This window comes from Mycobacterium sp. (assembly GCF_049683935.1).
Lineage (GTDB): Bacteria > Actinomycetota > Actinomycetes > Mycobacteriales > Mycobacteriaceae > Mycobacterium.
In genome coordinates this window covers 1-12,523 of record NZ_JBAUJR010000184.1, presented here as the reverse complement: position 1 = coordinate 12,523, position 12,523 = coordinate 1, and the positions used below count along the sequence as shown (strand labels likewise).

The following is a 12,523-nucleotide window of genomic DNA, read 5'->3' as shown; positions in this document are numbered from 1 at the left end:
CACCGCCGCCCATCGCGGCGCCCCCGATCGCACCTCCACCGATGATGGCCCCGCCGATGCCCTCGATGGGCACCGGTATGCCCGGCCAGATCTGACTCGGCAGTCGGGGGCTCAGTCGGGCCGACTCAACCGACGACGATGACGTGCAGCGTGCGGGGTCCGTGCACACCTTCGACCCGGTCCAGCTCGATGTCACTGGTCGCACTGGGGCCGCTGATCCACGTCAACGGCCGGGTGTGCAGACCTGAATCCATCAGTCGCGCCACCGCTTTCGGAACATCGTCGACGATCTGCTCGGCACGCACGACGCACACGTGCACGTCAGGAACCAGGCTCAGCGCCCGCCGTCCCTGACCGGCGCCATGGTCGAGAATGATGGTTCCGGTGTTCGCGATTGCGACCGCCGCCGTGGTGACCACAGCGTCGACGCCGTCGAGATCATGGCTGCTCAACCCCAGGTCGTCGACCCACCGGGCGCCGGCCGGCCACGCGGCCCGCACCGCCGAATCGGCGACCACTCGCTCGTACCCCTGCAACACCGCCGCGATCGCACCTCCGGTGCCCGTAGCGCGGACGCGTTCGACGCGGGCCCGGTAGTCGGCCACCCGCTCCACAAATCGTCCGACGACGTCGAGGTCGCCGGTGCCGACCGCACGTCCGAAGACCCAGGGCACGGTCGGCACCGCAGGTTGGTCGGCCAGTGCTTCTCGGAGGCGTCCGAGGATTTCGGCTCGGGCATCACTCATCGCGGCCCCCGTCGGTGCGCGTCCACCAGGACCGGAAAGACTCGGTGGGCGGCACCGGCGCGTCGCGCGCATCCGACCAGGCACGCACCGGCCAAGGTAGCGAATGCAGAGTCTGCTTGGCGCCCAACAGCCTGCTGCGCAACACTTTTCCGCTGGCACCGGCGGCTGCCTCCGCAGCCTCGAGCCTACGATGATCGGCGAACAGCCAGCCTGCGGCCTTCATGGCGAGTTGCTCCGCCGACGGCACGCCCCCACGGTTCTCGTCCACCACCCGGGTGCGCAGGTGCACCAGCATCGAGGGGATGTCGATGCGCACCGGGCAGACGTCAAAACAGGCCCCGCAAAGACTCGAAGCGAAGGGCAACGACTTGTCGACGTCGCTGCCGGTGCCGCGCAACTGCGGGGTCAGCACGGCCCCGATCGGACCCGGATACACCGAACCGTACGAGTGACCGCCGGCGCGTTCGTAGACCGGGCAGACGTTCAGACACGCCGAGCACCGGATGCACCGCAGCGCGGAGCGGCCTTGGGGGTCGGCCAGCACTCGGGTACGTCCGTTGTCCAGCAGCACGATGTGCACGTTGCGAGGACCGTCCCCGGCCGCCGGCCCGGTCCAGATCGAGGTGTAGGGGTTCTCCCGCTCGCCGGTACTGCTGCGGGGCAACACCTGGAGGAACACCTCCAGGTCGCGCCAGGACGGCAGGACCTTCTCGATCCCGACGACCGAGATCAAGGTCTCCGGCAGTGTCAGGCACATCCGACCGTTTCCCTCGGACTCGACCACCACCAGGCTGCCGGTGTCGGCGATCGCGAAGTTGGCGCCCGACACCGCCACCCTGGCTCGCAGAAACTTCTCCCGCAGATGTAGCCGGGCGGCTTCGGCAAGCCGCCGGGGATCATCGCTCAGATCGTCGGGGGCCGGACGACCGACCTTGCCCATCTCCCGCAGGAAGATCTCCCGTACCTCGGCCCGGTTGCGGTGGATCGCCGGCACCAGGATGTGGCTGGGCCAGTCGTCACCGAGCTGGACGATGAGCTCGGCCAGGTCGGTCTCCCAGGCGTTGACGCCCGCAGCGGCAAGTGCCTCGTTGAGCTCGATCTCCTGGGTGGCCATCGACTTGACCTTGACGACCTCAGAGGCGCCGGCGGCACGCACCAGGTCGACGACGATGCGGTTGGCCTCCTCGGCATCACGAGCCCAATGCACCGTCGCCCCTGCCGCGGTCGCATTGGCCTCGAACGTCTCGAGGTGCTCGTCGAGCCGATGCAGCGCCGCGTCCTTGATGGCCTCGGCGGCAAGTCGCAGCTCCTCCCAGTTGTCGAGTTCGCCGACGACGGCGGCACGCTTGTCCCGGATGATGCCGGTGGCGCGGGTTAAATTGCGACGCAGCACCGAATCCTTCAACGCCACGCGGGCGGCACTCTGGAACGTGGGCATCCCGAGGAACGCGTTGGTGACCCCGACATGGGGATGCCCGGTCACGCCGGATCGTCCCCGGTCGCGGCGAGGATCTCGGCCAGATGCATCACCCGCATGCCGCTGCGCTCCCGGGAGAGCAGGCCGCCGATATGCGCGAGGCACGAATTGTCGCCGGCAACAAGCACTTCTGCTCCGGTTTCGCGCGCAGCTCGCGCTTTCTCGGATCCCATCGCCACCGAGGTGTCGGCGTTTTTCATCGCGAACGTCCCGCCGAACCCGCAGCACTGGTCGGCCCCCGGCAGGTCGACGAGATCGATGCCGCGCACCGCCTCGAGAAGCTTCAGCGGTCGGTCGCCCACCCGCAACATACGCAGTGAATGACAGGTCGGATGGTAGGTGACGCGGTGCGGAAAGTACGCGCCCACATCGGTGACCCCGAGGACGTCGACCAGAAACTCCGAGAGCTCGTACACCCGGGGGGTCAGCGACGCGATGTCGTCCTGCAGTCGCCGGTCTCCGGACCGGGCGGCGACCCCCCGGTGCTGGTGACGAACCGAGGCGACGCAAGATCCCGACGGCGCGACGACGGCGTCGTATCGGCCGAACGCCGCGGCGAAGGTGCGCACCGCAGACAGTGCCTCGTCGGCGTAGCCGGTATTGGTGCACATCTGCCCGCAGCAGGTCTGCTCGAGCGGGAACCCGACCTCGCATCCGAGTCGACGCAGCAGCCGCACAACCGCTTTCGGCGTCTCAGGCCACATCACGCCGTTGAAGCATGTGGCAAAAAGAGCAACCCTGCGACACCTCATCAAGGGGGAACATAGTCGACTCCCCGGTGACACACGTCATACTGGCCGACATGGCAGACAAAGGTGACAGACCAGCAGTCCGGACCGGCGGCGAGCGGATCAGGAAGCTCGCGCAGGCGGCGCTGAACGCCGACGTCACCGTCGAGCAGGTCGACACCATTCTCGAAGGCCTCGGCGAAACGCTCGATGACCTCAACCATTCGACCCGCAACCTCGACGCCACCCTCGAGCGGTTCAACGACACGATCAACCAGATCAACGAGTTGGCGCCCCGGCTGCACTCGGTGGTCGACCGGATGGAGGGCATCGTCGTCCGCGTCGAGCGAATCGTTGACGTCGGGGAATCGATGATCTCCCCCTTGGCCGCCACCGAGCAGGTGGTGCGCGGCGCCGTCAACAAAGTGCGTCGCACCGCCGGGCTTTGACAGCTCCGACGCCACCGCCACCGGTCGCCGACGGCACCGGCCTGCCGTGGGATGTGACCGTCACCGATGCCGTCGCCGCGATCGGCGACGCGCGCCGACGCCACGGCGACACCTTCGCCGTCCACAGTGGTGACGACCGCTACCTGTTCACGTTCTCCCCCACCGGCGTCGAATCGTTCTACGCACTGCCCGAGCAGGCGGCCAGCAAGGGTGTCGCGGACTTCCTGATGCTGCGCCGCAAGCTCCCCGAAGAGCTCTTCGACGGCCGCCGGACGTTGCCCACCGGGCTGTTCCGCCGCGACGATGTGACCTCCTACCTGGACAACCTCGCCTGGGCGCTCGAGCTGACTGGTGCCGAACTCGGTTCCGAGGGAACGGTGGACCTGTTCGCCCTGACCCGCCGGTTGGGACACCGGATGGGTCTGGCCTCGTGGGCGGGCCGGGGATGCGCGCAGGGTGATCCGTTCGAACGGCTGGTGCACGCTTTTGACGCTCTGGACGGCTCCGATGCGTTTGTGCACCCCGCCGCCATGGCCCAGGTCGCCGCCACCGGCAAACGCGCCGAACGTGCCGCGCTCGACGACATCACCCACATCATCGAACTCGCCCTTCCGGCAGCTCAATCCGACGACGGACTGTTTTCCCGGATCGTGGACGCGTGGTCGGGTGAGCCGGACCAGATCCGGGTCCGCGGTATCGCCCTCGATGTCGCCCTCATCCACATCGCGTCGATGTCGAACCTGATGGCCGCGCTCGGTTGGGCGCTGGTCGACGTCATCGGGCGTCCCGCCGAGCGGGACCGCATCGCGGGCGGAGACACCGCGCGGGCACAGCAGTGCGCGCTGGAGAGCATCAGGCTGGCACAGCGGTCGATCATGGCCCGGACGGTGTTGACACCGGTCGAACTGGCCACCGGCGAGGCCACCTACCTGGTGCCCGCAGGCTGGACGATCGCCACCCTGCTGCCGCTGCTGAACACCTCGGCGGCGCCCGGTCTGGACGTGTGGCGTCCCGACCGGTGGCGTGGACCCCGGTTGCGGGAGCAGACCGGGTTGCTCTCACCGGCGCTGGTCACCGCGTTCGGGCACGGCAGACACTCCTGTCCCGCGCAGCCGTTCTCACTGGCGGCCATGACCACAGCGATGACCTACCTGCTCAGCCGTTACGAGATGACGCCGCAGTGGGACGGTCATCCGCGACCGGTGCCCGCGCAGATCGGCGGGGTCGCTCGAGCCGCCGACCCGTCCCCTATCCGCTATTGCGCAACGCGGTAGCCAATCCGCTCATGGTCAACAGGATTCCGCGCTGCACCAACTCATCCTCGTCGCCGGAGCGGAACCGGCGAAGCAACTCGACCTGCAGGTGGTTCAGCGGTTCGAGGTAGGGAAAGCGGTTGAACACCGACCGTGCCAGCGACGGGTTGTCCGCCAGCAGGTCGTCCTGTCCGGTGATCAGCTTGTGCATGCGGATCGTGCGGGCGTGCTCGTCGACGATCTTGTCGAACACCCGGTGCCGCAGCGCCTCGTCCTCGACCAGTTCCGCGTAATGCGCGGCCAGACCGAGATCTGATTTCGCCAGCACCTGCGCCATGTTCGACAGCACCGTCGCGAAGAACGGCCAGCGCCGGTACAGGTCCTGCAGCACCTCCAGCCGCCCGTCCTCCTCGGCGATCCACTCCTCGAACGCGCTTCCCGTGCCGTACCAGCCGGGCAGCATCACCCTCGACTGGCTCCACGCGAGCACCCACGGGATGGCCCGCAGATCCGAGATCGACGTGGTCGGCTTGCGAGACGCCGGTCGGCTGCCGATGTTGAGGGCACCGATCTCACTGACCGGAGTCGACGCCTTGAAGTACTCGACGAATCCCGGTGTCTCGTGCACGAGTTCGGAATACGCCCGCTGTGCCCGCGCAGCCAGGTCGTCGAGCACCTCGTAGGCCGGTTCGGCGCTGTCGCCGAGTCCCTCCACGTCGAGCAGCGTCGCTTCCAGGGTGGCGGCAAGCAGGGTCTCGAGGTTGCGGTGAGCGATCCTGGGTTCGGCGTACTTCGCGGCGATCACCTCACCCTGTTCGGTGATCCGCAGCGATCCCTGCACCGCGCCAGGCGGCTGGGCGAGGATCGCGTCGTAGCTCGGGCCGCCACCGCGGCCCACCGTGCCGCCGCGGCCGTGGAACAGTCGCAGCCTGATGCCGGTTTTGCGGGCCGACTCGACCAGGTCGAGTTCGGCGCGGTAGAGCGCCCAATTAGCCGCCAGATACCCCCCGTCCTTGTTGGAATCGGAGTAGCCGAGCATGACCTCCTGGCTGTCGCCACGGGTGGCGACGACGGCGCGGTACAGCGGAAGATCAAGGGCCGCTTCCAGAATCGCGGAGCCACGCTGTAGGTCGTCGATGGTCTCGAACAACGGCACGATCCCGACCGGCGCGTAGGGATGGTCCGACGACGCGTCCAGCAGGCCGGCCTCCTTGAGCAGCAATGCAGCTTCGAGCATGTCCGAAACCGACTGGCACATCGAGATGATGTAGTTCGGAACGGCCTGCGGCCCGAAGACATGCACCGCCCGTGCGGCCGCGGTGACGATGTCGAGTTCCTTGCGCGACAACTCGGAAAGATTTGCATCCGGCCCGGTCAACGGCCGCCGGGTGGCCAATTCACCGGCCAGTAACTCGACTCGCTCCGACTCGCCCAGCGAGGCGTAGTCGGGATGCACCCCGGCCCATGCCAGCAGTTCGGCCACCACTTCCTCGTGGACGTCGGAGTTCTGCCGCAGGTCCAATCCGGAAAGGTGAAAGCCGAAGACACGCACTGCTTCTCGTAGTCGAGTCAACCGGTCGTCGGCCAGCACCGCGCTGCCGTTGGCGCGAAGTGACGTGTCGACGGCATCGAGGTCGGCCAACAGCTCACCCGGAGTCAGGTAGGGCTCCAGACCGAGGTCGAGTTGGTGCTCGGGTTGCCCGTCGAGGATCTGTTGCGCCGTGGCGGTCAGCCGGGCGTGTATCACCCGCAGTGCGCGGCGGTAGGGCTCATCGGCGCGGGCGGGCTCGTGGCAGGCCTCGGCCAGCGCCGTCAATTCGTCGCTGATGTGCACCAGCCGCAGCGACATCGACAGCTCCTCCTCGAGCTTGGTGAGCTCGACGAAGTAGTGCGCCAGGGCGGTGTACGCGGCACGACCGGTGGCCAGCCTGACGACGTCGGCGGTCACGTTGGGGTTGCCGTCGCGGTCACCACCGATCCACGATCCTGGTCGCAGGATCGGTTCTTCGAGTAGTCCCCCGCCAGCGGGAGGTGCCCCCACGGTGTCCGGCCAACGCGCCTGGAAGGCTGCCCGCACTTCGGCGTTGACCTGCGGGATCACCTCGAAGAACGCCGCAGCGTAGTACCGCAGTCCCGTCTCGATCTCGTCCTGGATCTTCAGCCGCGACAGCCGGATCAGCGCCGTCTGCCACAGCGTGAGGATGTGGCGGCGCAGCTCACGCTCGACGTCTCGGCCGTCTTCGGTCTTGGCGTGCCCGTGCAGGCGCAGGCGCATCAGTTCGGTGATGCGGTGCTGGGTGTCGAACACCGTGCGCCGACGGGTCTCGGTCGGATGCGCGGTGATCACCGGCGAGACCAGCGCGCCGACCAGGGCGTCGGCGACAGTGTCCGAATCCAGTTCCGCGGTATCGAGTTTCAGGTAGGTGGCGGCCAGGCTGCTGTCCTGTGGCGGCGCGCCCGCCTTCTCGTGGACCGCCCGGCGGCGCTCGCGGTGGATGTCCTCGGCCACGTTGGCCAGCAGCGCGAAGTGGGTGAACGCCCGGATCACCGGGATGGCCTGCCGAACGTCGATGCCGTCGAACAACGTCGCCAGCTCAGCGCGGTCGATCTCCGAACGACGGACCCGGAAGGACTCCACCCGCGCGCGTTCGACGAGATCAAAAACCGCGTCGCCGTTCTGTTCGCGGACGGTGTCGCCGAGGATCGCGCCGAGCAGCCGGATGTCCTCACGCATCGGTTCGGTGGCTTCTCGGCCCACCTGGGTGCGTTGCACCGCGCCGATCGGCTCGAGGGCAGTGTCCGACGTCGCGTCGGAGAGCTCAGTCATGTGTTCAAGTATCAAGTGCGAGCTGTGGGAGCGCAGAGCGAGGGCACCCGCCGCTGTGGCTACGTGTAAAGCAGCAGCATCGTCAACGCGAGTGTGATCACCACGGCCACCAGCGTGACAGCGACGACCACAGCGCCGCCGCCGTAGCGCTGCGGCGGTGGCCCCAGCGATCCGCGACTGAACACCCAGAGTGGCATCTTGTATTCGAGCTCGACGAACTGGCCGGCGTGCACGGTCACAGTGCATTCGGCCGTGCCCACCCGGGGCGGAATGAGGTAGGGCACGAATACCTGCACGTGGTAGCGACCCGGCCAGGTCGGATAGTGCGCGCGCCCCCAACCGGCCACCGGCATCTCATAGCCGTTGAGCAGGACCTTGGGTTTGAACAGCAGAAACCCCCACGACAACGGGAAGTAGGTCGTCGTGAGGGTGATGCCTTGACCGGGCACCCGGAAGTGACTCAGCCGTATTTGATCTGCAGCGCCATGCCGACGATGGAGACGACCCAGATACCGGTGACGAACAGCGTCAACCGGTCGAGGTTCTTCTCCACCACCGTGGAGCCGGAGAGGCTGGACTGCACACCGCCGCCGAACAGGCTGGACAGGCCGCCACCCTTGGCGCGATGCAGCAGGACCAGGAGCACAACCAGCACACTGGTCACGACCAGGATTATCTGCAGGGCCAATTCCATGGCCGCCAGACTACAGGGCGCCGGCGCCCCCTCCGGGCTTCGGGTTAGGGAAGAGGTCCGCCCGCCGCGATAGCCGAAAGGGTGGCGAATTGCTCGCCGTCCAGCGATGCGCCGCCGACCAGAGCGCCGTCGACATCGGTCTGACCGACGATCTCGCCGACGTTCTTGGCGTTGACCGATCCGCCGTAGAGCACCCGCACCCCGGCCGCGACGTCGATGGACGCCAGCGCCGCCAGCTCGGTGCGGATGGCCTCGCACACCTCCTGGGCGTCGGCCGCGCTGGCGACACGCCCCGTGCCGATCGCCCACACCGGTTCGTAGGCGATGACGGACTGACTGATCTGTTCGGACGACAGGCCCGCCAGCGAGCCGCGCAGCTGATTGACGTTGTACTCGACGTGGTTGCCGGCCTCCCGGACGTCGAGGTGCTCGCCGATGCAGATGATCGGGGTCAGCCCGTGCCTGAAGGCAGCCACCGCCTTGGCGGCGACCAACGCGTCGTCCTCGTTGTGGTAGGTGCGTCGTTCCGAGTGCCCCACGACGGCGAAGGTGCATCCGAGCTTCGCCAGGAACGCACCGCTGATCTCACCGGTGTAGGCACCGGAATCGTGTTGGGAGACATCCTGCGCACCGTAGGTGAGTCGCAGCTTGTCACCGTCGACCAGCGTCTGCACACTCCGCAGGTCGGTGAACGGCGGGATGACGGTGACATCGACCTTGTCGAAGTACTTGTCCGGCAACGAGAAAGCGATCTTCTGCACCAGGGCGATCGCCTCGAAGTGATTGAGGTTCATCTTCCAGTTGCCGGCGATCAGCGGCTTACGCGACACGAAAGTCTCCTAGTTCAGAACGTCGATACCGGGCAGGTCCTTGCCCTCAAGGTATTCCAGTGACGCGCCCCCACCGGTGGAAATGTGGGAAAAGCCGTCGTCGGGCAAGCCGAGTTGGCGCACGGCCGCCGCCGAGTCGCCGCCGCCGACGACGCTGAACGCGCCCTTGCCGGTCGCCGCGATGATCGCTTCGGCCACTCCCTTGGTGCCGGCTGCGAACGCGGGGAACTCGAAGACCCCCATCGGACCGTTCCAGAAGATCGTCCTGGCGTTGGACAGCAGCGCGCTGAACCGCTTCACCGACTCCGGCCCGATATCCAGGCCCATCTTGCCGTCCGGAATCTGGTCGGCAGACACGGTCTCGGCCGGCGAATCGGCCGCGAACTCCTCCGCCACCACGATGTCCACCGGCAGGTGCAACACGTCACCGTAGGTGTCCAGCAGCTTGCGACAAGTGTCGATCATGCTCTCCTCGAGCAGTGATCCGCCCACCGAAAGCCCTTGGGCCGCAAGGAATGTGAAGCACATGCCACCACCGATGACCAGGCTGTCGGCCTTGGTGGCCAGACTCTCGATCACCGCCAGCTTGTCGGACACCTTCGATCCGCCCAGCACCACCGCATAGGGCTTCTCGCCTGCATCGGTCAGCTGCTCGAGCACCTTGATCTCAGTGGCCACCAGCGTGCCGGCGTAGTGCGGCAGCAACTTCGCGACGTCGTAGACCGAGGCCTGCTTGCGGTGCACCACCCCGAAACCATCGGAGACGAACGCACCGTCGTCGCCCACGAGTTCGACCAGATCCCTGGCCAGTGCGGCGCGTTCGGCGTCGTCCTTGCTGGTCTCGCGGGGGTCGAAGCGGATGTTCTCCAGCAACAGGACGTCGCCGTCGGTGAGACCCTCGGCACGGGCGAGTGCATCCGACCCCACGACGTCTCCGGCCAGCTGGACGTGGCGGCCGAGCTTCTCACCCAGCGCGGCGGCCACCGGGGCGAGTGAGAACCTGGGGTCCGGCTCACCCTTGGGCCTGCCGAGGTGCGCGGCGACGACGACCTTCGCTCCGGCGTCGCTGAGCGCCTTGAGCGTCGGCACCGACGCGGTGATGCGGCCGGGGTCGGTGATCGAGCCGTCCTCGTCGAGTGGCACGTTCAGGTCGGAGCGCACCAACACGCTCCGCCCCGAAACTCCCTCGGCCAGAAGGTCATCGAGCGAATTGATGCCCATCGGATCTACCTAATTCCCCGTCGCTTCGCTCGCCCTCAAAGTGACTTGCCGACCAGACCGACCAGGTCGACGAGGCGGTTGGAGTAGCCCCACTCGTTGTCGTACCAGGAGACGACCTTGGCCTGGTTGTCGATCACCTTGGTCAGACCCGAGTCGAAGATCGAGCTGTGCGGATCGGTGACGATGTCACTCGAGACGATCGGCGCGTCGTAGTACTTCAGGATGCCTTTGAGTTTGCCCTCGGCGGCTGCCTTCATCGCGGCGTTGATCTCCTCGGCGGACCCGGCCTTGGTCAGTTCCACCGTGAGGTCGGTGCACGAACCGGTGGGGATCGGCACCCGCAGTGCGTAGCCGTCAAGCTTGCCCTTCAACTCCGGCATCACCAGGCCGATGGCCTTGGCGGCGCCCGTGGAGGTGGGCACGATGTTCAGTGCGGCGGCACGCGCGCGACGCAGGTCGCTGTGCGGGCCGTCCTGCAGGTTCTGATCCTGGGTGTAGGCGTGCACCGTGGTCATCAGGCCGCGGACGATACCGAACTCGTCGTGGAGCACCTTGGCCATGGGCCCGAGGCAGTTCGTGGTGCACGACGCGTTGGAGATGATGTTCTGGCTGCCGTCGTACTTGTCGTCGTTGACGCCGAGCACGATGGTGATGTCGGGATCGGTGGCCGGCGCGGAGATGATGACCTTCTTGGCGCCCGCGTCGAGGTGGCCCTTCGCCTTGGCGGCGTTGGTGAAGATGCCCGTCGATTCGACCACGACGTCGACACCGAGGTCACCCCACGGCAGTTCGGACGGTCCGGCCTTGATCTCGAGCGCCTTGATCTTGACGTCGCCGACGACGATGGTGTCCTCGCCCTCGAGGCTGACGTCATAGGGCAACCGGCCCAGGATGGAGTCGAACTTCAGGAGGTGCGCCAGCGAAGCGTTGTCGGTGAGGTCGTTGACAGCCACGATCTCGATGTCGGTGTTCTTCCCTGCAGCCTTCTGCGCGTCCAGGGCGCGGAAGAAGTTGCGCCCGATGCGGCCGAAGCCGTTCACGCCTACCCGGATCGTCACGTCTCTCTCCTCTGTATCGGTTGAACTGCACCGTTCGGTCACCTACATCTTCAGCACCGCTCGGCGCCCAGCCTAGTGCTTGTCCTTCTCGCTGCGCGCGGCCTGTCCCCGCCGATGTCAGAGCATTCCCAGGCTCTGGTCGGCGTAGGGATTTCCCAACCATTTGCGACGTATTTGCTGCAGCGTGCCCGCCGCCTCCAGTTCGGCCTGAGCGACCCGCAACCTGCCTGCGAGCGCCTGATCGTCCGGGGCCACCGCAATCGCGATGTCCTCCACGGTCAGACCGCGCTGGACCACCTCGACACCGGGCGACCCTTTGACCAGTTCGGTGAGCACGGGCGCGAGCTTCATCACGACGTCGCAGTCGCCGGTGGAAAGGTCCGAGATCGCCGCGCCGATGGCGTTGTAGTCATAGACACGCACCCGCGCGGCCTTGCCCTCGGCGACGAGTCGCTCGGCGATCTGCTCGCTGGTGTTGCCACGTTGCACCCCGATCGTCAGACCGACCAGGTCGTCGGTGGAGTGCACGTGCGGTAGCCGACCGGTGTCGACGGCGATGGACTGCCCCGAGATCAGGTAGGGCGGAAGAAACGTCGCTCGGCGCTCGCGCGCAGACGTCACGGTGGTGCCCGCGGCGACGCAGTCGTACTCACCGGCCGCCAACCGGTCGAAGATGCCGTCGAAATCCTCGCAGTCCGATCCGTCACCCGCGTAGGCGACGAATTCGACGGGTTCGCCGAGGGCTTCTGCCAGTGCCGTCATCAACTCGATGTCGAGGCCGGTGTCACCGGGCATCGCATTGAAAGGCGGGTCCGGATAGGCGACGCCGACCAACACGTCAGGCGTCTTCCAGCAGGTCTGGGGTCACGGCCGACTCGGTGTCGGGGATGTTGTCCTGCTTGGCCTTGCGGTCGGCCATCGACAGCAGACGCCGAATCCGGCCGGCAACAGCGTCTTTGGTCATCGGCGGATCTGCCAGCCGTCCCAGTTCCTCGAGCGAGGCCTGCCGATGAGCCACCCGGAGACTGCCCGCGGCGGCCAGGTGGTCGGGCACCGTGTCGCCGAGGATCTCGAGAGCGCGTTCGACACGCGCGGCGGCCGCCACGGCAGCCCGCGCCGACCGTCTGAGGTTGGCGTCGTCGAAGTTGGCCAGCCGGTTGGCCGTCGCCCGCACCTCGCGGCGCATCCGCCGCTCCTCCCAGGTGAGCCTGGTGTCCTGGGCGCCCATCCGAGTGAGCAG

The 12,523-nt window shown here is 67.1% G+C and carries 13 protein-coding genes; 2 read left to right on the top strand and 11 right to left on the bottom strand.

The genetic code is table 11. From position 1 onward, the window contains the following. Positions 1-125: 125 nt before the first annotated feature. From WA965_RS10160 to WA965_RS10150, 3 genes are read right to left on the bottom strand one after another with little or no spacing between them, the layout of a single operon-like run. The gene (locus WA965_RS10160; protein ID WP_526297212.1) at positions 126-746 is read right to left on the bottom strand and encodes a LutC/YkgG family protein; all 621 of its coding nucleotides are present in this window, start codon (positions 744-746) and stop codon (positions 126-128) included. Then, a complete protein-coding gene (locus WA965_RS10155; protein ID WP_526297230.1) occupies positions 739-2,184 on the bottom strand; it encodes a lactate utilization protein B in 1,446 nt (481 codons plus the stop codon). The genes WA965_RS10160 and WA965_RS10155 overlap by 8 nt, the downstream gene beginning before the upstream one ends. Before the next feature lie 41 nt (positions 2,185-2,225). Further along, the gene (locus WA965_RS10150) at positions 2,226-2,975 is read right to left on the bottom strand and encodes a (Fe-S)-binding protein (RefSeq protein WP_526297214.1); all 750 of its coding nucleotides are present in this window, start codon (positions 2,973-2,975) and stop codon (positions 2,226-2,228) included. Positions 2,976-3,025: 50 nt separating this feature from the next. On the opposite strand from WA965_RS10150, the gene WA965_RS10145 reads away from it, so the two are divergent. Both WA965_RS10145 and WA965_RS10140 read left to right on the top strand, forming a co-directional pair. After that, on the top strand, positions 3,026-3,400 hold the full coding sequence (locus WA965_RS10145; RefSeq protein WP_178359148.1) for an ATPase: 375 nt from the start codon (positions 3,026-3,028) through the stop codon (positions 3,398-3,400). After that, a complete protein-coding gene (locus WA965_RS10140) occupies positions 3,397-4,674 on the top strand; it encodes a cytochrome P450 (RefSeq protein ID WP_526297216.1) in 1,278 nt (425 codons plus the stop codon). Before WA965_RS10145 ends, WA965_RS10140 begins: the two co-directional genes overlap by 4 nt. Here the strand turns inward: WA965_RS10140 and ppc are convergent. The 8 genes from ppc to whiA all read right to left on the bottom strand — a co-directional run. Next, positions 4,649-7,480 carry a phosphoenolpyruvate carboxylase gene (ppc, locus tag WA965_RS10135; RefSeq protein ID WP_526297218.1) on the bottom strand — a complete coding sequence of 944 codons (2,832 nt, stop codon included), beginning with the start codon at positions 7,478-7,480 and terminating at the stop codon, positions 4,649-4,651. The two genes, WA965_RS10140 and ppc, sit on opposite strands and share 26 nt — an antisense overlap. A gap of 59 nt (positions 7,481-7,539) precedes the next feature. Then, on the bottom strand, positions 7,540-7,929 hold the full coding sequence (locus WA965_RS10130) for a hypothetical protein (RefSeq protein ID WP_526297220.1): 390 nt from the start codon (positions 7,927-7,929) through the stop codon (positions 7,540-7,542). Between the two features lie 11 nt (positions 7,930-7,940). Continuing rightward, positions 7,941-8,174: a preprotein translocase subunit SecG gene (gene secG / locus WA965_RS10125; protein WP_178359145.1), complete on the bottom strand. Its 234-nt coding sequence runs from the start codon at positions 8,172-8,174 to the stop codon at positions 7,941-7,943. Between the two features lie 44 nt (positions 8,175-8,218). Beyond that, on the bottom strand, positions 8,219-9,004 hold the full coding sequence (gene tpiA, locus WA965_RS10120) for a triose-phosphate isomerase (RefSeq protein ID WP_526297222.1): 786 nt from the start codon (positions 9,002-9,004) through the stop codon (positions 8,219-8,221). 9 nt (positions 9,005-9,013) lie between these two features. Beyond that, positions 9,014-10,225, bottom strand: a complete 1,212-nt coding sequence (locus WA965_RS10115; RefSeq protein WP_526297224.1) for a phosphoglycerate kinase — start codon at positions 10,223-10,225, stop codon at positions 9,014-9,016. A gap of 35 nt (positions 10,226-10,260) precedes the next feature. Continuing rightward, positions 10,261-11,283, bottom strand: a complete 1,023-nt coding sequence (gene gap / locus WA965_RS10110) for a type I glyceraldehyde-3-phosphate dehydrogenase (RefSeq protein WP_178359142.1) — start codon at positions 11,281-11,283, stop codon at positions 10,261-10,263. A 117-nt stretch (positions 11,284-11,400) separates the two neighbouring features. Further along, on the bottom strand, positions 11,401-12,120 hold the full coding sequence (locus tag WA965_RS10105) for an ABC transporter substrate-binding protein (protein WP_526297226.1): 720 nt from the start codon (positions 12,118-12,120) through the stop codon (positions 11,401-11,403). Position 12,121: 1 nt separating this feature from the next. Continuing rightward, positions 12,122-12,523, bottom strand: a 402-nt coding sequence (whiA, locus tag WA965_RS10100; RefSeq protein ID WP_526447465.1) for a DNA-binding protein WhiA, incomplete at its 5' end; no start/stop codon positions are given.

Bases quoted from the DNA above. Each gene is read 5' to 3' on its own strand.
- WA965_RS10160 (WP_526297212.1), bottom strand. From the start codon at position 746: ATGAGTGATGCCCGAGCCGAAATCCTCGGACGCCTCCGAGAAGCACTG.
- WA965_RS10155 (WP_526297230.1), bottom strand. From the start codon at position 2,184: ATGCCCACGTTCCAGAGTGCCGCCCGCGTGGCGTTGAAGGATTCGGTG.
- WA965_RS10150 (WP_526297214.1), bottom strand. From the start codon at position 2,975: ATGAGGTGTCGCAGGGTTGCTCTTTTTGCCACATGCTTCAACGGCGTG.
- WA965_RS10145 (WP_178359148.1), top strand. From the start codon at position 3,026: ATGGCAGACAAAGGTGACAGACCAGCAGTCCGGACCGGCGGCGAGCGG.
- ppc (WP_526297218.1), bottom strand. From the start codon at position 7,480: ATGACTGAGCTCTCCGACGCGACGTCGGACACTGCCCTCGAGCCGATC.
- secG (WP_178359145.1), bottom strand. From the start codon at position 8,174: ATGGAATTGGCCCTGCAGATAATCCTGGTCGTGACCAGTGTGCTGGTT.
- WA965_RS10115 (WP_526297224.1), bottom strand. From the start codon at position 10,225: ATGGGCATCAATTCGCTCGATGACCTTCTGGCCGAGGGAGTTTCGGGG.